We start from the raw sequence: 21,480 nt of genomic DNA, 5'->3' as shown, positions 1-21,480 counted from the left end.
GTGCGGCGGCCGGGCAGGGGTCGTGGTCCCGGCCCGGCCGCCGTCTCACCGGGTCAGGGTGAGCGTCGAGGTGTCCCGCACGGTGAACTCGTTCCAGTACTCGAAGTCGCGGACCAGGATCTCGCTGACCGCCTGGGCGGTGCCGCGCTGGAACTTGACGTCGGCCGGGTAGGTGGTGGCCGACCACGGCACCACCTGGCCCGGAACGCACGGGATGTGGGGTGAGAAGTAGCCACGCACCATGCCCGCCTTCTTCTGCTCCTGGACGAGTTCGCCCGCGATGGAGAAGGAGTCCGCCCGGGTGCAGGTGATCGAGCCGCGGACGGTGGCGATGCCCTTGTTGTCCACCGTCGCGACCGGATCGACGGTCAGTGTGACGTCGAGCGCCGGCAGCGGCGGCGGGTTGCCGATGTGGACCTGGCCGCGTAGGCCGCCGGTCGCGCCCTCGCACCGGATCTCGAAGGTGGCGTCGAAGCGCTCGACGTAGTCGAAGGGCCCCCACGCGGCGTCGAGGACCGTGAACGAACCGGTGCTCTGCGCGCAGGAGCGCCCCCAACCGCCGTTGTAGAGGCGGATGCCGGCCGTGCCGCTCCCGTCCGGCTGGCCGACGTTCTGGTAGGTGTCGCCCGCCTTCAGCGGCTGGCCGGCCGGGGCGCTGATCTCCAGACGCCAGGTGTTGTCGGCGTCGCTCCAGAACTCCATCCCGAAGTGCTGCTGGTCGTGGCCCCACGCGTTCATCTCGTCGCCCGGTGTCGGTGCGGCGGAGCTGTAGGAGTAGGAGTTGCCGGCGGTGATCGGATCACCCGGCTCGCCGGTGACGGCGAACGACCAGGACTCCGCCGGCCGGGCCTGCGCCGGCGCGGGCATCACCAGGCCGGCGGCGCCGGTGGTCAACGCCATGGTCGAAGCGAGCAGGATCCGTCGCCAGGAACGTCTCATCGTCGTCCTCCCCGTGTGGACGTCAGCGGGGACGCCTGTCGTGCCCGCCGTGCCAGCAGCGTAGGACCGGCCGGGCGTCCTCCGCTGCCCCGTCCACGGCGGACGGACCGATCAGGAGGCGCCGTCGGCGCGCAGCGGGAACACGTTGCCCCGGGCCGCGTCGCGCAGCGACGCGAGCACCGCGGCGATCTTGTCAGCCGGCATCGGCTTGAAGAAGTGGTAGCCCTGGGCGGCGGTGCAGCCCAGCTCGGCCAGCGCGGTGCGCTGCTCGGCGGTCTCGACACCCTCGGCCACCACCCGCAGGCCCAGTTCGTGGGCCAACCCGACGGTGGTCCGGACGATCGCCGCCGCCTCCGGCGAGTCGGCCATCCGGAGCACGAACGAGCGGTCGACCTTCAACTCGTCGACGGCGATGCGGGTGAGGAACGTCAGCGACGAGAACCCGGTGCCGAAGTCGTCCACGGCGAGCTGCACGCCCATGCCACGCAGCGTGGCCAGCACCTCGTCGATGACCTCCAGCTCACTCATCACCACCGTCTCGGTGATCTCCAGGACCAGCCGGTGCGGCGGCACCTGGTGGCGGCGCAGCGCCTCCTCGATCTCGGCGGGCAGCCGCGGGTCGAGCAGGCTGCGCGCGGACAGGTTCACCGAGATCGGGACGTCCAGCCCGTCCCGCGCCCATCCGGAGGCGACCTCCAGCGCCTTGTCCAGCACGTACCGGGTGAAGCTGCCGAGCTGCTCGCTGTTCTCCACCGGGCGGATGAAGTCGGCCGGACCGAGCCAGCCCCGGCGCGGATGCCGCCACCGGATCAGCGCCTCCACCCCGGTCGGCGCGCCGGTCGCCAGGTCCACCGCCGGCTGCAACGCCAGCACCAGCTGGTCGTCGGCGGCGAGAGCCTCCCGCATCTCCGCGAGCAGCGCCAGGTGGTCGGTGCTCGCCGCGTCGCGGGAGCTGTCGTACGCGGCGACGCTGCCGCCGCCCTCCTTCGCCTGGTACATGGCGATGTCGGCGCGCCGCAGCAGCTCCGTCAGGTCGGCCGCGCCTGCGTCGGCGACCACGACGCCCACCGCGACCTCCACGGACATCCGCACCCCGGCCACCTCGGTCGGTGCGGCGAGGCGCTCGGCGACCTCCCGGGCCTGGCGCAGCGCGTACGCCAGCGGGGCCGTCCGGTCCTCGACCAGCGGCACCGAGGTCAGCAGCAGCGCGAACTCGTCGCCGCCGAGGCGCCCGAGCAGGTCACCCGGCCGGGTCAGCGCGGCGAGCCGGTTGGAGGTGAGCCGCAGCAACTGGTCGCCCGCCGAGTGCCCGAGCGTGTCGTTGACCTCCTTGAACTGGTTCACGTCGAGCAGCAGCAGGGCCACCGGGTGGTCGTGCGCGCGCTGCCGCAGCGCCTGGTCCCCCTTGGCCAGCAGCGCCGCCCGGTTGAGCAGTCCGGTGAGCTGGTCGTGCACCGCGTCGTACGACGAGCGGGCGGTGACCAGCCGCAGCTCCCGGTGCGTGGCGGCGTCGTGCAGGGCGGCGGCCAGCGCGTCGCCGAAGGCCGCCACGCCGTCGCGTTCCCGGGCGCTCGGCGGGGCGGACCGGGCGAACCGCACCCGCAGGCGGCCGACGTCGGCGGATCCCACGGCGAGGCGGCGCACCAGTTCGTGCTCCCCCGCGTCGGCGCCGGCGGACGGCTCCACCTCCCGGTCGCGTACCTGCCCGCCGCGGTCGGCCCGGTAGCGGCGCCAGCGTCCCTCGCCCCGGGCCACGTCGACCTCGACCAGTTCCGCGCCGAACAGGGTGAGCGCGCCGGTCACCGCGGCGGTCGCCACGCCGCGCTCGTCGAGCTGGTTGAGTGCGGCGGTGGCCTCGGCGAACGCCCGCCAGGTACGCCGCTCCTGGTCGGCCCGGAGCCGGTGGCGGTAGGTCTGCTGGAGCAGCCAGAGCGGCGGCGGCAGGAGCAGCAGCCAGCGCGCGTCGAGTTCGAGCAGCGCGACGACCACCAGGCCGACCGCCACGTTGCCGACGAACATGAGCAGCTTGCCGCGCAGCGCGGCGAGCAGCGGCGGACCGATCGCGATGCCGTGCCGCAGGGCGAGCGTGACGGCGCCCAGGAAGGCGGTGGTGAGCAGGTACGTGACCGCGGCGGCGGTGAGCGTGAGCGCCAGCTCCGGGGTGGGCGCGGCGAGCAGCGGCGGGCCGAGCGCGGTGGCCACCGCGGCGGCGAGCGCGGTGGCGGCGGTGAGCGAACCGGCGATCGCCACCAGTTCCAGCGCCGGACGGCGGTCGGAGACCATCGACATCACGGTCCAGGCGGCGCCCACGCCCAGCAGGGCCGCGGCCGGGAGCCAGCCCGCCGGCACCAGCCAGAGGCAGACCACGAGCGCGGCCTCGCCCCAGGTGATGCTCACCATGCCCGAGGCGGTACGGAAGCGCAGCCGGGCGAGCTGGGCCACCGCGAACGCGACGATGGCGATGCCGAAGCGTGCCGGACCGGGCAGCGGGTGGTCGGCCGGCAGGTGCGACGGGACGGTGAGGCCGAGCGCGGCGGCGAGCAGACCGGTCAGCGCGACCGCGACGGTGAGCAGGACGACGCCCACCGGTGTCCCGCGCAGGCCGATCCGGTCGGGGGAACGGTCGGCCGGCTCGGTGGTCACGGGGCCGCCCCGTCGACGGGTCGGGCCGGGGCATGGTCGGGGGCCGGTGCTGTCTTCGACATCGGCGTCCCCCTTCCGCGCAGGGTCCGGGGCCTGACGGTCCCCCCGGCGGAAGGCTAAGCCAAAGCCGGTGGTCGCAACAGGGGGCGACAACCGGCTTCGACGTGATTCACGCGGTGTTCAGCTGTTCCGGTGCTGCTGGGAGCCGTTGGGCGCATTCGTCGGTGAATCCTGCTCGACGAGCCCGTCTGTCGGATCGGCGACTGCGGAATCGGCCCGGCCGGGGGTGCCCTGCTGCGGGAAGCGGTCGGGCAGCCGGCGCAGCCGGGCGTTCATGTTGCGGATCAGCAGGACGGTGACGGTGGCCAGCGCGACGATGAGGAAGAGGCCCATCGGACCGGCCAGACCACCCGTACGGGTGTCACCGAAGTTGTTCTGCGCGAGCACCTCGACGGTGGTCAGCATGGTGTTCCTCCGATGTGCGACTGAGCACCAGGGTAGACCCCGGCCGGGTCAGTGGGCACGGCACGCCTCTCGTACGCCGGCGAACAGGTCGGACTCGGGCAGCGGGCTGTCGACCAGCGAGCGGGCGAGCTGGAAGTCCTCCGTCGGCCAGGCGCGCTTCTGCAACTCCATCGGCACCTGGAACCAGAAGCCGTCCGGGTCGATCTGGGTGGCGTGCGCGCGCAGCGCGTCGTCGCGGACCGGGAAGTAGTCGGCGCACTCGACCCGGGTGGTGATCCGGGCGCCCTTGTCGGGGCGCTCGTCCCAGCGCTTCATCCACTCGCCGTACGGCGACTCGAGCCCGGCGGCGAGCACCGCCTCGTGCAAACTCATGATCTTGGCCCGGGAGAAGCCCACGTCGTAGTAGAGCTTCAGCGGCTGCCACGGCTCGCCCAGCTCGGGGTGGCGGTCCGGGTCACCGGCCGCGTCGAACGCCGCCACGGTGATCTTGTGGGTCATGATGTGGTCGGGGTGCGGGTAGCCGCCCTCCTCGTCGTACGTGGTGACGACGTGCGGGCGGAACTGCCGCATCAGGCGCACCAGCGGCGCGGCTGCGACGTCCACGTCCTGGAGGGCGAAGCAGCCCTCCGGCAGCGGCGGCAGCGGGTCGCCCTCGGGCAGCCCGGAGTCGACGAAACCGAGCCACGCCTGCTCGACGCCGAGGATGGCCCGGGCGGCGTCCATCTCGGCCCGCCGGATGTCACCGATGTTCGCCCAGACGTCGGGGCGGTCCATCTTGGGGTTGAGCACACTGCCCCGCTCGCCACCGGTGGCGGTGACGACCAGGACGTCCACCCCCTCGGCGACGTATTTCGCCATGGTGGCGGCGCCCTTGCTCGACTCGTCGTCGGGATGGGCGTGCACCGCCATGAGACGCAGCTGTTCTGCCACCTTCGGCGCTCCTCGTCTGTGCCCGCCGACCGACCCCCGGGCCGGCCGGCTGACCTGCCGGAATCTCCCCCCGCGCCCGCGAAAGCCCCCGTGACGGCCGGTCGGGGGCCGCCACCGGAGTGGCCAGGGCCACGCCCGCCGGTCCAGGCCGACCTGCCATCCTTGACTCAGCGCCGGGCTGGGAAGATGGACCTAGCCATTCTTGCCGATGCCGCCGACAACAACGCCAGGAGATACCCGCCGGTGAGCGAGACGCACGCCACAGTCGCCGCGAAGGCACCGGTCTTCCCGCCGGGCCGCTACGGCCGCCGCCGGGAGCCGGGGCGCCGCCGGCCGGTCCTGCTCGCCCTGACGGTGACGGTCATGCTCGCCGTCCTCGGCCTGGGCGCGGCGAAGCTCTACTACCAGTACGGCGACCCGGAGTACCAGGGCGAGATGATCAGCTACACCGACATCACCGACTCCCGGGTGATCGTCGACTTCCGGGTCACCGTGCCACCGGGCGGCTCCGCCACCTGTCTGCTGCGGGCCCGCTCCCACGACGGGGCCCAGGTGGGCAGCGCCGAGGCCACCGTGACCGCGGAGCCCGGCCAGCGCCACATCCGGACCCGGCAGGAGGTCCCCACGAGCGCCCGGCCGTTCATCGGCGAGGTCCTGCGCTGCCGGCCCGCCGGCTGAGCCGGACCGCCGGCGAGTCGCCGGCCACCGCACCCCGGTCCCGCCGCCGGCACCCGGGGTGATTGATCACACCTCGACGCGACCCGCACTGGTAGCCTTGCAAGTTCACCTGTCAGCCAGTCCGCACCAATCGAGGAGACCGCCTGTGTCCACAAATGGAAACGAGGCGCCCGCCACCTGGCTGTCCCAGGACGCCTACGACCGTCTGCAGGCCGAGCTCGACGAGCTGATCGCCAACCGACCGGTCATCGCCGCCGAGATCAACGCCCGGCGCGAGGAGGGCGACCTGCGGGAGAACGGCGGCTACCACGCCGCCCGCGAGGAGCAGGGCAAGGCCGAGGGCCGCATTCTCTACCTCAAGGAGCTGCTGCGCACCGCCAAGGTCGGCGAGGCGCCGGACACCGACGCGGTGTCGCCGGGCATGGTCGTGAAGATCTACTTCGACGACGACGCCGACGACAGCGAGACCTTCCTGCTCGGCTCCCGGGAGATCGCCTCCACCACCGACCTCACGGTCTACAGCCCCGAGTCCGCGCTCGGCAAGGCCATCCTCGGCGGCAAGGCAGGGCAGACCTGCACCTACACGGCGCCCAGCGGCGCCGATATCAAGGTGACCATCGTCTCCTTCGAGCCGTACAGCGGCTGACCCCTCCGGACCCGCGCCGGACGGCTCGGGTCCCGAACCCGACCGAGGCTGACAGGCCCTCCTCGGACCCGAGCCGCACACCCGAACGCCCCGACCGGATCATCCGGCCGGGGCGTTCGCGTTCCGCCGAGGGCTCAGCCCTCGCCGGTGAAGACCACCTGGTAGCCGCTGGCCCGCAGCGCGCTGATCAGCGTGTCCGAGTGCTCCACCCCGCGGGTCTCCACGGACAGGGCCACCTCCACCTCGCCGAGGCGCAGGTGCGGGTTGGCGCGCTGGTGCACCACGTCCACCACGTTGGCCCGGTGCTCGGCGATCTCGCTCAGCAGGGAGGCGAGCTGGCCGGGCCGGTCCGTGCAGCGCACGGTGATCCGCAGGAACCGGCCCGCCGCCGCCAGGCCGTGCTCGATCACCCGGAGCATGAGCAGCGGATCGATGTTGCCGCCGGAGAGCACCGCGACGACCGGCGCGGTCACCTCCACCGCGCCGGCCAGCAGCGCCGCCACGCCGACCGCGCCGGCCGGCTCGACCACCTGCTTGCCTCGTTCCAGCAGCATCAGCAACGCCCGGGAGATGTCCTCCTCGGAGACCGTGACGACGTCGTCGACGAGCTTGCGGACATGGGTGAAGGTCAGCTCGCCCGGACGGCCGACCGCGATCCCGTCGGCGATCGTCGCGAACGAGGGCAGCCGCAGCGGCTCGCCGGCCCGCAGCGAGGGCGGGAAGGCGGCGGCGCTCGCCGCCTGGACCCCGATCACGCGTACGTCGGGACGCAGCGCCTTGGCCGCCACCGCCATGCCCGAGACCAGGCCGCCGCCGCCCACCCCGGTCACGATGGTGCGCACGTCCGGGCACTGTTCGAGGATCTCCAGCGCCACGGTGCCCTGCCCGGCGATCACGTCCGGGTGGTCGAACGGGTGGATGAACACCGCTCCGGTCCGCTCGGCGAAGGTCTGCGCCGCGACGAGCGACTCGTCCACCGTGTTTCCGACCAGCTCGATCTGCGCACCGTACCCCTTGGTCGCGGCGACCTTCGGCAGCGGCGCGTTCACCGGCATGAAGACGGTGGCGTGCGCGCCGACCAGCCCGGCGGCGAGCGCCACCCCCTGGGCGTGGTTGCCGGCGCTCGCCGCGACCACGCCGCGGGCCCGTTCCTCGGCCGAGAGCCGGGAGATCCGCACGTACGCACCGCGCACCTTGTACGACCCGGCGCGCTGAAGGTTCTCGCACTTGAGCCAGACCGGCCCGCCGAGCGCGGCGCTGAGCGGCCGCGACGGCTCCAGCGGGGTGGTACGGGTGACACCGGCGAGCAGTTCCCGCGCGGCCTGTACGTCGGCGAGACCGACCAGTTCCGTCATGCCCCGATCGTGCCACCCGGGGTGGGCGGAACCTGCGGCGACGTCGGCGCAACCGGCATCGGCGCGGCGGGCGCGGGCCAGCCCGGTCGGCCGGGCCAGACCGGCTGCCCGGGCCACACGGGCACGGCCCGGGAGAGCCGGTCCTGCTGGGCGGCGGAGATCCGGCGGACCAGCACGACGAACGCGATCCCGGCGACCAGGCAGGCCACCGCCGGCACCAGCCGCGGCGCGAGCGCGTCCTCGTAGAAGCGCACGTACGTGGCGAACTCCGCGTCGTTGCGGGGCAGCTCGGTCAGCCGGTCGTAGCGCTGCTGCTCGGCCCGCGCGACGAACCGGTCGCCGATCAGGAACACCAGCCAGCTCGCCCACCACACCCCGACCAGCCACGACTGGCGGCGCTGCCACACGCTGTTGCGGAGCAGGTCGGCGAGAACCCGGGCCGGTACGACGAGGTTGGCCAGCGGCACCAGCCACCCCGCGATCGCCCACGCCGGGCTCAGGTTCGGCACCGCGCCCGGGAACGCGTCCAGGTTCTTGCGGGCCCGCCAGGTCCAGATCACCACGAGCGTCCCCGCAGTCAGGAGCGCGAGCAGGTAGGGCACCGAGAACAGCACCTCGGCCAGCACCGCGCCGAGCAGCACGTCCCGGTCGAGCTGCTCGGCGGCCGAGCGGGCCATCCGCACACCCACGAGCGGGAACAGGGCGGTGAGCAGGTAGCACAGGGTGGCGGCACCGACCGCGGACGCGCCGGCCACGGCCAGGCCGCGTACCCCGTACGTGGGCACGCCGGGGCTCACCGCGGGCTGACCGACTCGGGTGCCGCAGCGCCGGCACTCCTCGGAGGCCGGGGACGTGGCGTCGCCGCAGGTCTGGCAGTGCATCGGGGACCGTCCGAGGTGGTGAGCGCGACAGGGGTGGGCACACGCTAGACGATCACCCGGCGGCCGGCGACCCCGTTCCGACGCGGGGATAGCCGGGGGCGTGCCGAGCCCACGGCGCCTGCAACTCGAACTGGCCGGCCACTCCGAGCAGCAGCAGTTCGGAGCCGGGCGGGCCGACGAACTGCACACCCACCGGCAGGCCGTCCGGGCGGCGGCCGACCGGCACCACGATCGACGGCAGCCCGGCGATGTTCCACGGCGCCGCGTACGGGGCGTACCTGATGTTGGTCGACATGTTCGCCAGCCAGGAGCGGCCGGACCACCCGGCGGCCTCCGGCGGCGGCCCGGCCAGCGCCGGGGTGAGCAGCAGGTCGATCGAGTTGTCCGCGAAGAAGTGCACGGACCGTTCGCGCCAGGCGGCCCGGTCGGCCTCCCGCACGTACCCCCGGCGCTGCGCCCACTCGCCGAGCCTGACGTGCCGGCGGCTGCGCCGCTGGAGTTGACGCGGCGCCACCCCGGCGGCGCGCACGTCGGCGGCGGCCGCCGCGAACCAGGTGGCGATGCCCTGGAGGCCGAGCCGGGTCGGGTAGACCGGGTCGGCGGGCACGGTGTCGTGACCGGCGGCGGCCAGCAGCCGGCCGGCGGCGGCGACCGCGTCCCGGTTCGGCGCGTCCGGCGAGACGCCGCGTACCGGCGAGCGCAGCGAGACGCCCACCCGCAGCCGCTCCGGCGGGACCAGCTTGTCCGGCCGGCGGCCGGCCAGCACCGAGAAACCGACCACCGCGTCGGCGACGGTGCTGGTCAGCATGCCGTGCTCGGTGAGGCCGAACCAGTCGTCCGCGCCGAGCTGGCAGGGCACCACGCCCCGGCCGGGCTTGAGCCCGACCAGGCCGCAGCAGGCCGCCGGGATGCGGATCGACCCGAGACCGTCGTTGCCGTGGGCCATCGGCACCAGCCCGGCGGCCACCGCGGCGGCCGCGCCGCCGGACGAGCCGCCGGGGGTACGCGCCGGATCCCACGGGTTGCGGGTCACAGCGGTGTCGTCGTCGGTGAGAGCCCACAGGCCCAGCTCCGGCATCCGGGTGACCCCGAGGATGACAGCGCCCGCGCCGCGCAGCCGCCGGACCACCTCGTGGTCGGCCTCCGCCACCTCGGTACGCATCGCGGCCGACCCGTTCCAGGTGGGCAGGCCGGCCACCGGCGTGTTCTCCTTGACCGCCACCGGCACCCCGGCGAGCGGCAGGTTCGCCAGTTCCTCCTGCTCGTCGACCTTCTCCGCCTCGGTGATCGCCTCGCCGCCGCGGACCGTGCGGAACGCGCCCAGCTCGGCGTCGACCCGGGCGACGTGGTCCAGGTGGTCGGCGACGACCTGGGTGGCGGAGACGTCGCCACGGCGTACCGCCCGGGCGATCTGTTTCGCGGTCGTCCCGACCCAGGTCGTCGGCAAGATGTCCGGCACTGCCACCCTCCCCAACCAGCGGTCAGCCCAGGGCCTGCTCCAGATCGGCGAGCAGGTCGTCGACCGTCTCGATGCCGACAGACAGTCGCACGAGATCGCCGGGAACTTCAAGCGGCGAGCCCGCAGCGCTTGCGTGTGTCATCCGGCCCGGGTGCTCGATCAGGGACTCGACGCCGCCGAGCGACTCGGCGAGCACGAACAACCGGGCCCGGTTGCAGATCTGGACGGCGTGCTCCTCGCCGCCCGCCGCGCGGAACGAGATCATGCCGCCGAACCGGCGCATCTGCTTGGCAGCCACCTCGTGGCCGGGGTGCGAGGGCAGGCCCGGGTAGACGACCTGGGCGACCTTGGCGTGTCCGTCCAGGTAGGCCGCGATCCGCTCGGCGTTGTCGCAGTGCCGGTCCATCCGTACCCCGAGGGTCTTGATGCCGCGCAGGGTGAGCCAGGCGTCGAACGGCCCGTTGACCGCGCCCATCGCGTTCTGGTGGTAGCGCAGCTCCTCGCCGAGCGTGCGGTCCGCCGCGACGAGCGCGCCGCCGACCACGTCGGAGTGTCCGCCGACGTACTTGGTGGTGGAGTGCACCACCACGTCCGCGCCGAACGCGATCGGCTGCTGGAGGTACGGCGAGGCGAACGTGTTGTCGACCACCAGCAACGCGCCGGCGTCGTGCGCCACCGCGGCGAGCGCGGCGATGTCGGCGATGCCGAGCAGCGGGTTGGTCGGCGTCTCCACCCAGACGATCCTGGTGGTGCCCGGGCGGATCGCGGCACGCACGGCGTCCGGGTCGGAGACCTTCGCCGGGGTGTACGACAGGCCCCAGCGCTCGGCCACCTTGGCGAACAGCCGGTACGTGCCGCCGTACGCGTCGTCCGGGATCACCACGTGGTCGCCCGGCTTGCAGACGGTCCGCAGCAGCGTGTCCTCGGCGGCCAGGCCGCTGGCGAAGGCGAGCGCCACCGGGCCGCCCTCCAGCGCGGCGAGGCACTCCTGGAGCGCGTCGCGGGTGGGGTTACCGGAGCGGCTGTACTCGTAGCCCTCGCGGGGCGCGCCGACGGCGTCCTGGGCGTACGTGCTGGTCTGGTAGATCGGCGGGATCACCGCACCGGTGCGGGCCTCCGGGTCCTGACCGGCGTGGATGGCGAGTGTCTCGAAGCCGTGGCTCATGCCGCAGACGTTAGCCTCCCGCCCGCTCCCGCTCTCGTCAACCCGGCGCGAGTCACAACCGCGAAGGTGTCGGGGTGGTCGGCCATACTGGTCCGGTGAGTACGACCGAGGCGCTGCTCCGCCAGGACTGGCCTCGTATTCGACAGTTGACCGCGCGCCGGGTGATCCAGCTGTGGGAGCGGCGACCGCCCGACCTCGCCCCACTGCCGGCTTCTCGTCGATCATGAGGTTGACGGCGGTCACGGTCCGATTTGTCGCCGCCAACCTCATGATCACACTCGCCCGGAGGTGGGTCGACCGGGTGGGGCCTAGGGTGAGCTCGTGAGCGGGTGTGTGTTCTGCGGGATCGTGGCGGGCGCGGTACCGGCGTTCCGGGTGACCGACGAGCCGGACGGGGTCGCGTTCCTCGACACCCGGCCGGTGTTCAAGGGCCACGTGCTCGTGGTGCCCCGCACCCACCTGGTCACCCTGTCCGACCTGCCGGCCGACGCGCTGCCCGGCTACTTCCGGCTGGTGCAGCGGATCGCCGTGGCGGTGGAGACCGGTCTGGGCTCCGGTGGGACGTTCGTGGCGATGAACAACCGGGTGTCCCAGTCCGTACCGCACCTGCACACCCACGTGGTGCCCCGGACCAAGGGCGACGGGCTGCGCGGCTTCTTCTGGCCGCGCACCCGGTACGCCGACGACGCCGAGGCGACGGAGTTCGCCGGGCGGATCTCGGCGGCGCTGGCCTGACGCCGACGTGGGCGGGTAAGGAACCCGGGGCCGACGATGTTGCACACGCTGGGAAAGCCAAGAGAGGAGTCCCACCGTGTTCCTCCGCCGCATGAAGGCCGAAATGATCTCTCCTGACCAGGCCCTGCCGGGCCGCCCGATCGCGATGCCGATCGCCGACCGGCACGAGGTGCTGCCGTCCTCGCTGAAGGGCCCGTTCCCCGAGGGCGCGCAGGTCGCCGTCTTCGGCATGGGCTGCTTCTGGGGCGCCGAGCGGCTGTTCTGGACCCTCCCCGGCGTGATCACCACGTCGGCCGGTTACGCGGGCGGGTACACCACCAACCCGACGTACGAGGAGGTCTGCTCGGGCATGACCGGGCACGCCGAGGTGGTCCAGGTGGTCTACGACCCGTCGAAGATCGCCTACGAGGACCTGCTCAAGGTCTTCTGGGAGAACCACGACCCGACCCAGGGCATGCGCCAGGGCAACGACGTGGGCACCCAGTACCGCTCGGCCGTCTACACCACCACCGACGAGCAGCTGGCCGCGGCCAAGGCGTCGCGGGACGCGTTCGCGCCGATCGTGGCCCGGGCCGGCAAGGGTGAGATCACCACCGAGATCGCGCCGCTCGGCGACTACTACTTCGCCGAGGACTACCACCAGCAGTATTTGGCGCCGACGAAGAACCCGAACGGCTACTGCAACCACGGTCCGAACGGGCTGAGCTGCCCGGTCGGCGTGGCCCGCACCTCGGGCTAGCCCCACCGCGCGCCGGCGGCACCCACGCTCGCGCGATCTTGCAGTTTGGTGCCCCCCGAGGCTCGCAGAAGGGGCATCCCAGGGGCCCGAACTGCAAGATCGGCGACGAACCGTGGGCCAGCCGCCGGCGCCCGTCTCTGCGGCGTTCCTCACAGCCTCGCCGGAGCCGATTTCCGACATCGGGGGGAGCGAGGCAGGAACCGAAGGCGTGACAGGCAACCACCCTGCGTGACGGCGCATCGTAGCAAGCTGTCACACGTTCGTCATCGTCTCAACAGGCGAACTGCAACAAGCTCTGGCAGCATTGGCTCGTATGTGCGGACTTGCGGGAGAGTTCCGCCGTGACGGTTCACGCGCCGACGTATCGGCCGTGGAGCGGATGGCGGCCACGATGAGTGACCGAGGGCCCGACGACAGCGGCGTCTGGTCGCAGGGCCCGACCGCGCTGGGACACCGGCGCCTGAAGATCATCGACCTGTCCGCGGCGAGCGGCCAACCCATCGTGGACGCCGCCGCCGGGCTCACCGGTGTCTTCAACGGCTGCATCTACAACTATCGAGAGCTGCGCGCCGAGCTGCAGGCCAAGGGCCACCGGTTCTTCTCGTCCGGCGACAGCGAGGTCGTGGTCAAGGCGTACGCCGAGTGGGGTCTCGACTTCGTCGACCACCTGATCGGCATGTTCGCGGTGGCGATCAGCGAGCGCGACACCGGCCGCCTGGTGCTGGCCCGGGACCGCCTCGGCATCAAGCCGCTCTACCTGGCCGAGAGCCCCGGCGTGGTGCGGTTCGCCTCGACCCTGCCGGCGCTGCTCGCCGGTGGCGGCATCGACACCACCATCGACCGGGTGGCGCTCGCCCACTACCTGAGCTTCCACAGCATCGTGCCGCCGCCGCGCACGATCCTGGCCGGCGTCACCAAGCTGCCGCCTGCCACGGTCCGGGTGTACGAGGCGGACGGCTCCACCCACGAGCGGGTGTACTGGGATCCGGCGTTCAGCCGCGCCGCCGAGCGGGCCGGCTGGTCCGAGCGGGACTGGCAGGACGCGCTGCTCGACTCGCTGACCACAGCCGTACGCCGCCGCATGGTGGCCGACGTGCCGGTGGGCGTGCTGCTCTCCGGCGGCCTCGACTCCAGCCTGGTCGTCGCGCTGCTCGCCGGCGAGGGGCAGGCCCGGTCCGGCCTGGCCACGTTCTCCATCGGCTTCGACGCGGTCGGCGGCCGGGAGGGCGACGAGTTCGTCTACTCCGACCTGGTCGCGAAGACGTTCGGCACCGACCACCACCAGATCCGGGTGCCCACCGGTGACCTGCTGCCGCCGCTGGAATCCGCCGTCGCGGCCATGAGCGAACCCATGGTCAGCCACGACTGCGTGGCGTTCTGGCTGCTCAGCCAGGAGGTCGCGCGGCACGTCAAGGTGGTGCAGTCGGGCCAGGGCGCGGACGAGATCCTCGGTGGCTACCACTGGTACCCGCCGCTCGCCGGGGTGGACCGGGAGCAGGCGCTCGAGACGTACGCGAAGGCGTTCTTCGACCGCGACGCGGCCGGACTGGCCCGGGTGCTCAACCCGGCGTGGCTGGCCGACGGCGACCCGGCGCGGGAGTTCGTGGCCGCGCACCTGGGCCGCGCGGGGGCGCAGACCGCCGTCGACGCGGGCCTGCGGATCGACACCCAGGTCATGCTGACCGACGACCCGGTGAAGCGGGTCGACAACATGACCATGGCGCACGGGCTGGAGGCCCGGGTGCCGTTCCTCGACCACGAGTTCGTCGAGCTGGCCGCGAGCTGCCCGCCGGAGCTGAAGCTGGCCCAGGGCGGCAAGGGCGTACTCAAGGAGATCGGGCGCCGGGTCCTGCCGCACGAGGTCATCGACCGGCCCAAGGGCTACTTCCCGGTGCCCGGACTCACCCACCTGGAGGGCAAGCTCCTCGACCGGGTACGCGACGCGCTGACCGCGCCCGAGGCGCGCCGTCGCGACCTGTTCCGCGCCGACTACGTCGACGCGCTGCTCGCCGACCCGAATGCCGAACTGACCCCGTTGAACGGAAACAAGCTGTGGCAACTGGGACTCCTGGAAATGTGGCTCCAGAGCCACGGAATCGACTGACCGTGACGGACACCCTCGCCACCGGAACGGCGCGTACCGACCGGGAACGGGTGCTGGGCCGTCGCCGGGAACTCACCGGCCCCGGCGGTGACCCGGTCGCACCGGGTACGCCGGAGCCGCGGCAGCCGGAGACCGCGTCCGCCGACGCCTCGGGCGTGGTGCTGGACTGCGGCTGGGGCCGGCTGGTGTTCGGGCAGACGTTCGACGACCAGGTGCACGTGGCCGACGTGCTGCGCTCCGAGGCGGTCGGCGCCCGTGACATCTGCATCTACCTGCGCGACCCGCACGTGCTGGTGTCCCGGCTGCCGGACGAGCTGTTCATCGACCCGTCGCTGACGTACCGGCTGCCGCTGGGCGAGAAGCGACCCGCCGCCACCGAGGGTGGCGAGGTCCCCGGGCTGACCGTCCGGCCGCTGCGCGACGCCGCCGACGCCGAGGCGGTGAACCGGATCTACGCGCGCAACGGCATGGTCACCGCACCGGTCGAGGTGCTGGTGGACAACGCCGGCACGGACCGGTTCCTGCACCTGGTGGCCGAGGACACCACGGGTGAGGTGGTCGGCACCATCACCGGCGTGGACCACGTCGCGGTCTTCGGCGACCCGGAGAAGGGTGCCAGCCTGTGGTGCCTCACAGTCGACTTCAACACCGCCCCGCCCGGCACCGGGCAGGCGCTGCTCACCGCGCTCGCCGACCGGCTCGACGAGCGCGGCCGGGCGTTCGTGGACCTGTCCGTGCTGGCCGAGAACTCGGGCGCGATCCGGCTGTACGAGCGCCTCGGCTTCCACCGCACCGGCACGCTCTGCGTGAAGCGGAAGAACCCGATCAACGAGCGCCTGTTCCTGCCCGCCATGCCCGAGGGTTACGACGAGCTGAACCCGTACGCGAAGATCGTCGCGGACGAGGCGATGCGCCGCGGCATCCGGGTCGAGGTGACCGACCCGCACTGGGGTGAGCTGAAGCTGACCACCGGCGGCCGGACCATCCACACCCGCGAGTCGCTGTCGGAGCTGACCTCGGCGGTGGCGATGAGCCGCTGCGACGACAAGCGGGTGACCCGGCGCATCCTCACCGAGGCGGGGCTGTCGGTGCCGCGCGGGCGTACCGCCACCGGTGAGCCCGACGACGTCACGTTCCTCGACGACGTGGGTCCGGTGGTGGTCAAGCCGGCGCGCGGCGAGCAGGGCAACGGCATCACCGTCGGCGTGCGTACGCCGGAGGCCCTCACCGCGGCCGTCGAGCTGGCCCGCCGGTTCTGCCCGGACGTGCTGATCGAGGAGCTGCGCGCGGGCGAGGACCTGCGGGTCGTGGTGATCGACCACGAGGTGGTCGCCGCCGCGGTGCGTCGGCCCGCGCAGATCACGGGCGACGGCGTGCACGACATCACCGAGCTGATCGAGCGGCAGAGCCGGCGCCGGGCGGCGGCCACCGGCGGTGAGTCCCGCATCCCGGTCGACGACATGACCCGCGAGGTGGTGGCGGAGGCCGGGTACCGGATGCACGACGTGCTCCCGGAGGGCGAGGTGCTGGCGGTCCGGCGGACGGCCAACCTGCACACCGGCGGCACGATCCACGACGTGACAGCCGAGCTGCACCCGGCGATCGCCGAGGCGTGCGTCACTGCCAGCCGGGCGCTGGACATCCCGGTCACCGGGCTGGACCTGCTGGTCCCCGCCCCCGACCGGCCGGAACACGTGTTCATCGAGGCGAACGAGCGGCCCGGACTGGCCAACCACGAGCCGCAGCCGACCGCCGAGCGCTTCGTCGACCTGCTCTTCCCGGGTACCCGGGCACCGCAGCGACTCTGGTCGCCGGCCGGTGCGGCAGGCTCTGGGGCATGACCGCACGCAAACCCCAACCGCTCAAGCTCGACCTCGACTACCTCCGCCAGGTGCTGGTGGAGCTGCTGGAGATCCCCAGCCCGTCGGGGCGCACCGACCACATCCAGCAGTACGTGGGCGAGCGGCTCTCCGCGATCGGGATCAGCTCCACGCTGACCCGTCGCGGGGCGCTGAGCGCCTGTCTGCCCGGCCCCCGGTCGACCGGCGCCGACCGGGCCGTGGTGGTGCACACCGACACCATCGGCGGCATGGTGAAGCGGCTCAAGGAGAACGGCCGGCTGGAGGTCAACCCGATCGGTACGCACAGCGCCCGCTTCGCCGAGGGCGCCCACGTGCGGATCTTCACCGACGACCTGGACCGGGTGGTCACCGGCCAGGTGCTGCCACTGAAGGCGAGCGGCCACCGCTACAACGAGGCGGTCGACCTCCAGGGCGTCGGCTGGGAACTGGTCGAGGTGCGGGTGGACGAGCCCGTACACGACGAGGCCGGGCTGCGGGCGCTGGGCATCGACGCCGGGGACTTCGTCGCGTTCCTGCCCAACCCGGCCATCACCCCGAACGGGTACGTCAAGTCGCGGCACCTGGACGACAAGGCGGGCGTGGCGGCGGTGCTGACCGCGTTCAAGGCGATGGTCGACGCCGGTGTCACCCCGGCGGTCACCGCGCACCTGCTGGTCACCGTCACCGAGGAGATCGGTCATGGCGCCAGCCACGGGCTGGACCCGGACGTCGCGGAGATCGTCTCGGTGGACGCGGCTGTGGTCGCGCCGGGCCAGCAGTCCCGGGAGACCGCCGCGACGCTGGCGATGGGCGACGGGGTCGGCCCGTTCGACTACCACCTGACCCGCAACCTCGCCTCGATCGCCAAGGAGCACGGCGTCGACCTGGTCCGCGACGTGTTCGACTACTACCGCTCGGACGTGGCCGCCGCGGTCGAGGCCGGGGCGCACGCCCGGGTGGCGCTGCTCGGCTTCGGCGTGGACGCCACCCACGGCCACGAGCGCACCCACCTCGACGGTCTGCACCAGCTCACCCAGCTGCTCTGCCTCTACCTCCAGAGCCCGCTGGTCTTCCCCGAGTGGGACGCCGAGCCGGAGGGCGACCTGGCCGACTTCCCGTCGCTCGCAGTGCAGCCGGCGAATGAAGAGGGCCCGCGCGAGGGCCCGATCGGCCTGGACTGACGCCTGTGATCGAAATCCGTTGCCGCGGCCGCCGGGAAGTGGATAGCGTGGCGGTACACGGGAAAGGAGGTGGTCCAGACTTGTATAGCAATCGGACTCGTGAGGTGGCTGTCCGCTAGCCGCTGTCCTCGACAGTGAAAACTCGTCCGCCGCGAGGCGGGCATGCACGATCGTCGAGACCGTGTGGCAGCGGTGCGGCGAAACCACGACAGCCACCCGACCCCCGGGGTGCCGGCCCAGTCCAGCCGGCCCGCGCGTGAGCGCGGAAGCCCCGGGGGTCGCTTTTTGCCTTCCGGAGGATGCCGTGTCCATGCGTGAGCTGGTGGTGCTCGGTACGGCCAGCCAGGCCCCGACCCGGCAACGCAACCACAACGGCTACCTGCTGCGCTGGGACGACGAGGTGATCCTCTTCGATCCGGGCGAGGGCAGCCAGCGGCAGATGCTGCACACCGGGGTCACCGCCACCGACCTGACCCGCATCTGCGTCACCCACTTCCACGGCGACCACTGCCTCGGCCTGCCCGGCATGATCCAGCGCCTCTCGCTCGACCGCGTACCGCGCCCGGTGGCTGTGCACTTCCCGGCCGGCGGCGCCGAGTACTTCGCCCGGCTGCGCCACGCCTCCAGCTTCTACGAGACCGCCGAACTCGCCGTCGAGCCGATCGACGCCGACGGGCAGCGGATCACGCTGGGCATCGGCACGCTGGAGGCCCGCCGGCTGCGGCACCCGATCGAGACGTACGGGTACCGCCTGGTCGAGCCGGACGGCTGCCGGATGCTTCCGGAGCGGCTGGCCGCGTACGGCATCGCCGGTCCGGACGTGGGGCGGCTGCTGCGCGACGGGCACCTGGACCGCGACGGACGCCGCGTCACCCGGGACGAGGTGAGCGTGACCCGGCCGGGGCAACGGTTCGCGTTCGTAATGGACACCGGGCTCTGCGACGGCGTGTACGCGCTGGCCGAGCACGCCGACCTGCTGGTGATCGAGTCGACGTTCCTGGAGTCGGAGGCGGCGCTCGCCGCCGAGGTCGGGCACCTCACCGCCGGTCAGGCCGCGCGGGTGGCGGCCGAGTCGGGGGTACGCACGCTCGTGCTCACCCACTTCTCCCAGCGGTACGCCGACCCGCGCCGGTTCCACGACGAGGCCCGGGAGCACTTCTCCGGTGATCTGGTGATCGCCGAGGATCTCCAGACGGTGCAGGTGCCGCCCCGGCGGGTACCGTCGCCCGGGTGACGATCTCCCTACGTTCCGCGACCGGGGCCGACCTGATGGCGGTCGGCGCCCTGCACCAGCGCTCCCGGACGGCGGCGTACTCGTCGTTCCTGCCGTCCGAGGCGCTGGCCGACCCGACGCCCGAGGCGATGGGCCGTTACTGGGTGGAGCGGCTGACCTGGGAGGGCGCCGACCACCGGATGACGGTGGCCGAGCGGGACGGGCGGCTGGTGGGCTTCAGCTACCTCGGGCCGGACGACGAGGGCGACCCGGCGACCGGGCTGCTCAACGCGATCCACCTGGAGCCGTCCGAGCGGGGCAGGGGCACCGGGCGGGCGCTGATGGTGGACGCGCTCGACGCGATGCGGGCCCGGGGATGGACGCGCGCGGTGCTGTGGGTGCTGCGGGACAACGCCGTCGCGCGGGGGTTCTACGAGCGCGGCGGCTGGACCGCCACCGGTGAGCAGCGGGACGAGCACATCGGCCGGGTGCTCGTCCCCCAGCTCCGCTACGCCCGCCGCTTGTAAGGAAGGGCCCCTTCTTAACGCCTCCAGTAGAGGAAGGGCCCCCTTTTAACACCGAGTGTTAAAAGGGGGCCCTTCCTTACACGCAGGGTCAGCGGGCGCCGAGGTGGGCCAGCAGGTCCTGGCGGGTCAGCACGCCCTTGGGCTTGCCGTCGACCAGCACCAGCGCCGCGTCCGCCTTCTCCAGCAGTCCGACCGCTTCGCTCACCGGCTGGCCGCCGCCGATCATCGGCAGCGGCTCGCCCATGTGCCGCTCGATCGTGTCGTGCAGGTGGGCCTGGCCGGTGAACAGCGCGTCGAGCAGGTCCTTCTCGGCGATCGAGCCGGCCACCTCACCGGTCACCACCGGCGGCTCGGCCTTGAGCACCGGAAGCTGGGAGACCCCGTACTCGCGCATGTAGTCGATCGCGTCGCGGACCGTCTCGGTCGGGTGCACGTGCACCAGCTCGGGCAGGCCACCGGGCTTGCCGGTGAGCGCGTCGGCGACGGTCGGCTCGGTGCCCGAGTCGTCAAGGAAGCCGTACCGGGCCATCCACTTGTCGTTGAAGATCTTCGACAGGTAGCCCCGGCCGCCGTCCGGCAGCAGCACCACGATCACGTCGTCCGGGCCGGCCTTGCGGGCCACCTCCAGCGCGCCCACCACTGCCATGCCGCAGGAGCCGCCGACCAGCAGACCCTCCTCGCGGGCCAGCCGGCGGGTCATCTCGAAGGACTCCTTGTCCGACACCTCGACGATCTCGTCGGCGATCCCCCGGTCGTACGTCTCCGGCCAGAAGTCCTCACCGACGCCCTCGACCAGGTACGGCCGGCCGGTGCCGCCCGAGTAGACCGAGCCCTCCGGGTCCGCGCCGATCACCTTGACCCGGCCCTCGGACGCCTCCTTGAGGTAGCGGCCGATGCCGGAGATGGTGCCGCCGGTGCCGACGCCCGCGACGAAGTGGGTGATCTTCCCCTCGGTCTGCCGCCACAGCTCCGGACCGGTGGTCTCGTAGTGCGAGCGCGGGTTGGCCGGGTTGCTGTACTGGTTGGGCTTCCACGCGCCGGGGATCTCCCGGGCCAGCCGGTCGGAGACGTTGTAGTAGGAGCGCGGGTCCTCCGGCGCGACGGCGGTCGGGCAGACCACCACCTCGGCGCCGTACGCGCGCAGCACGTCCTGCTTGTCCTGGCTGACCTTGTCCGGGCAGACGAAGACGCAGCGGTAGCCCTTGAGCTGGGCCACCAGGGCCAGCCCGACGCCCGTGTTGCCGCTGGTCGGCTCCACGATCGTGCCGCCCGGCCGCAGGATGCCCGCCTTCTCGGCGTCCTCCACCATGCGCATCGCGATCCGGTCCTTGACCGAGCCGCCCGGGTTCACGTACTCCACCTTCGCCAGCACGGTGGCCTGGATGCCCTCGGTGACGTTGCGCAGGCGTACCAGCGGGGTGTTGCCGATCAGCTCGACGACGTTGTCGTAGTACTGCACCTCGTTGTGCCCTTCGTCGCGCCGCCGTCGTGGGGCGGTCGGTCAGCCGTCAGTTCGCCGACCAGCGTACGTGCCGTCAGGGCACCACATGCCCGGGGATGACGGAGCTGCGACGTGCCTCCCACTCCAGGAACCGCTCGGTCTCGGCGAGCACGCTGCCCGCCAGCCAGGTGACCATGACCGCGTCGTCGGCCAGCCCGAAGATCGCCAGCGGGATCTCCGGGAGCAGGTCGATCGGGGAGACGATGTACGCCGTCGCCCCCGCCATCAGCGCCAGGCGCAGGCCACCGTCGTACTCGCCCCTGGTGGTCGCGCGGATCATCCGCGGCAGCGCCGCCAGCCGTGCCCCGAGCGACGGCCCGCCCCGCGTGCCCGCCGCCAGCGCCCGGGCCAGCGCCGCGAACGCGGCGCTGCGCTTCAACGTCTTCCCCATGATTTCGCCCCTCTCCGCCCGACCATGGTGCGGCCCGGTGGCAAGCCCGCGTCCGCTGCACCCATCGGTACCCGATCCGGGCACCGC

Annotated in this window: 19 protein-coding genes; 9 read left to right on the top strand and 10 right to left on the bottom strand. The window is 72.7% G+C overall.

The window, feature by feature from the left end:
* Positions 1–45: 45 nt before the first annotated feature.
* The 4 genes from ABD52_RS08215 to mca all read right to left on the bottom strand — a co-directional run bounded on the left by ABD52_RS08215 (position 46) and on the right by mca (position 4,977).
* On the bottom strand, positions 46–939 hold the full coding sequence (locus ABD52_RS08215) for a hypothetical protein (RefSeq protein ID WP_013474072.1): 894 nt from the start codon (positions 937–939) through the stop codon (positions 46–48).
* Positions 940–1,050: 111 nt separating this feature from the next.
* On the bottom strand, positions 1,051–3,546 hold the full coding sequence (locus tag ABD52_RS08210; protein ID WP_186461667.1) for a bifunctional diguanylate cyclase/phosphodiesterase: 2,496 nt from the start codon (positions 3,544–3,546) through the stop codon (positions 1,051–1,053).
* Between the two features lie 216 nt (positions 3,547–3,762).
* Positions 3,763–4,047 carry a hypothetical protein gene (locus ABD52_RS08205; protein WP_013284136.1) on the bottom strand — a complete coding sequence of 95 codons (285 nt, stop codon included), beginning with the start codon at positions 4,045–4,047 and terminating at the stop codon, positions 3,763–3,765.
* Between the two features lie 48 nt (positions 4,048–4,095).
* Positions 4,096–4,977 (bottom strand): mycothiol conjugate amidase Mca, encoded by an 882-nt coding sequence (gene mca, locus ABD52_RS08200; protein ID WP_013284135.1) that lies wholly within the window; start codon positions 4,975–4,977, stop codon positions 4,096–4,098.
* A 243-nt stretch (positions 4,978–5,220) separates the two neighbouring features.
* On the opposite strand from mca, the gene ABD52_RS08195 reads away from it, so the two are divergent.
* The gene (locus ABD52_RS08195) at positions 5,221–5,655 is read left to right on the top strand and encodes a DUF4307 domain-containing protein (protein WP_013284134.1); all 435 of its coding nucleotides are present in this window, start codon (positions 5,221–5,223) and stop codon (positions 5,653–5,655) included.
* A 145-nt stretch (positions 5,656–5,800) separates the two neighbouring features.
* A complete protein-coding gene (greA, locus tag ABD52_RS08190) occupies positions 5,801–6,301 on the top strand; it encodes a transcription elongation factor GreA (protein WP_013284133.1) in 501 nt (166 codons plus the stop codon).
* Between the two features lie 134 nt (positions 6,302–6,435).
* On the opposite strand, the gene ilvA is transcribed toward greA, so the two are convergent.
* From ilvA to ABD52_RS08170, 4 genes are read right to left on the bottom strand one after another with little or no spacing between them, the layout of a single operon-like run.
* A complete protein-coding gene (ilvA, locus tag ABD52_RS08185; protein ID WP_013284132.1) occupies positions 6,436–7,656 on the bottom strand; it encodes a threonine ammonia-lyase in 1,221 nt (406 codons plus the stop codon).
* Entirely contained in the window at positions 7,653–8,537 is an 885-nt protein-coding gene (locus tag ABD52_RS08180; protein ID WP_047891398.1) for a DUF4328 domain-containing protein, read from the bottom strand. The genes ilvA and ABD52_RS08180 overlap by 4 nt, the downstream gene beginning before the upstream one ends.
* A gap of 52 nt (positions 8,538–8,589) precedes the next feature.
* A complete protein-coding gene (locus ABD52_RS08175) occupies positions 8,590–10,002 on the bottom strand; it encodes an amidase (RefSeq protein ID WP_030271225.1) in 1,413 nt (470 codons plus the stop codon).
* A 16-nt stretch (positions 10,003–10,018) separates the two neighbouring features.
* Positions 10,019–11,161, bottom strand: coding sequence for a cystathionine gamma-synthase (locus ABD52_RS08170; RefSeq protein WP_013284129.1), 1,143 nt, complete (start codon positions 11,159–11,161; stop codon positions 10,019–10,021).
* Between the two features lie 321 nt (positions 11,162–11,482).
* Here ABD52_RS08170 and ABD52_RS08165 point away from each other — a divergent pair, with 321 nt between their 5' ends.
* The 7 genes from ABD52_RS08165 to ABD52_RS08135 all read left to right on the top strand — a co-directional run bounded on the left by ABD52_RS08165 (position 11,483) and on the right by ABD52_RS08135 (position 19,501).
* A complete protein-coding gene (locus tag ABD52_RS08165; RefSeq protein ID WP_013284128.1) occupies positions 11,483–11,896 on the top strand; it encodes an HIT family protein in 414 nt (137 codons plus the stop codon).
* 76 nt (positions 11,897–11,972) lie between these two features.
* A complete protein-coding gene (gene msrA / locus ABD52_RS08160) occupies positions 11,973–12,635 on the top strand; it encodes a peptide-methionine (S)-S-oxide reductase MsrA (RefSeq protein WP_013284127.1) in 663 nt (220 codons plus the stop codon).
* Between the two features lie 313 nt (positions 12,636–12,948).
* Positions 12,949–14,739 (top strand): N-acetylglutaminylglutamine amidotransferase, encoded by a 1,791-nt coding sequence (locus ABD52_RS08155; protein WP_013284126.1) that lies wholly within the window; start codon positions 12,949–12,951, stop codon positions 14,737–14,739.
* Positions 14,740–14,741: 2 nt separating this feature from the next.
* Positions 14,742–16,580 carry an N-acetylglutaminylglutamine synthetase gene (ngg, locus tag ABD52_RS08150; RefSeq protein ID WP_047891397.1) on the top strand — a complete coding sequence of 613 codons (1,839 nt, stop codon included), beginning with the start codon at positions 14,742–14,744 and terminating at the stop codon, positions 16,578–16,580.
* Entirely contained in the window at positions 16,577–17,761 is a 1,185-nt protein-coding gene (locus tag ABD52_RS08145; RefSeq protein WP_047891396.1) for an osmoprotectant NAGGN system M42 family peptidase, read from the top strand. Before ngg ends, ABD52_RS08145 begins: the two co-directional genes overlap by 4 nt.
* A gap of 304 nt (positions 17,762–18,065) precedes the next feature.
* Positions 18,066–18,995 carry a ribonuclease Z gene (locus ABD52_RS08140; protein ID WP_013284123.1) on the top strand — a complete coding sequence of 310 codons (930 nt, stop codon included), beginning with the start codon at positions 18,066–18,068 and terminating at the stop codon, positions 18,993–18,995.
* Entirely contained in the window at positions 18,992–19,501 is a 510-nt protein-coding gene (locus ABD52_RS08135; protein WP_013474060.1) for a GNAT family N-acetyltransferase, read from the top strand. The genes ABD52_RS08140 and ABD52_RS08135 overlap by 4 nt, the downstream gene beginning before the upstream one ends.
* An 88-nt stretch (positions 19,502–19,589) precedes the next feature.
* Here the strand turns inward: ABD52_RS08135 and ABD52_RS08130 are convergent, their stop codons facing one another.
* Together ABD52_RS08130 and ABD52_RS08125 are read right to left on the bottom strand one after the other, a co-directional pair.
* Entirely contained in the window at positions 19,590–20,960 is a 1,371-nt protein-coding gene (locus ABD52_RS08130) for a cystathionine beta-synthase (RefSeq protein ID WP_013474059.1), read from the bottom strand.
* Between the two features lie 76 nt (positions 20,961–21,036).
* Positions 21,037–21,393 carry a YkvA family protein gene (locus ABD52_RS08125; RefSeq protein ID WP_013474058.1) on the bottom strand — a complete coding sequence of 119 codons (357 nt, stop codon included), beginning with the start codon at positions 21,391–21,393 and terminating at the stop codon, positions 21,037–21,039.
* Positions 21,394–21,480: the final 87 nt, after the last annotated feature.

The organism is Micromonospora sp. RV43 (assembly GCF_001029515.1).
In the GTDB taxonomy this organism is placed as follows: Bacteria; Actinomycetota; Actinomycetes; order Mycobacteriales; family Micromonosporaceae; genus Micromonospora; species Micromonospora aurantiaca.
This window is presented reverse-complemented; position numbering and strand designations above follow the sequence as displayed.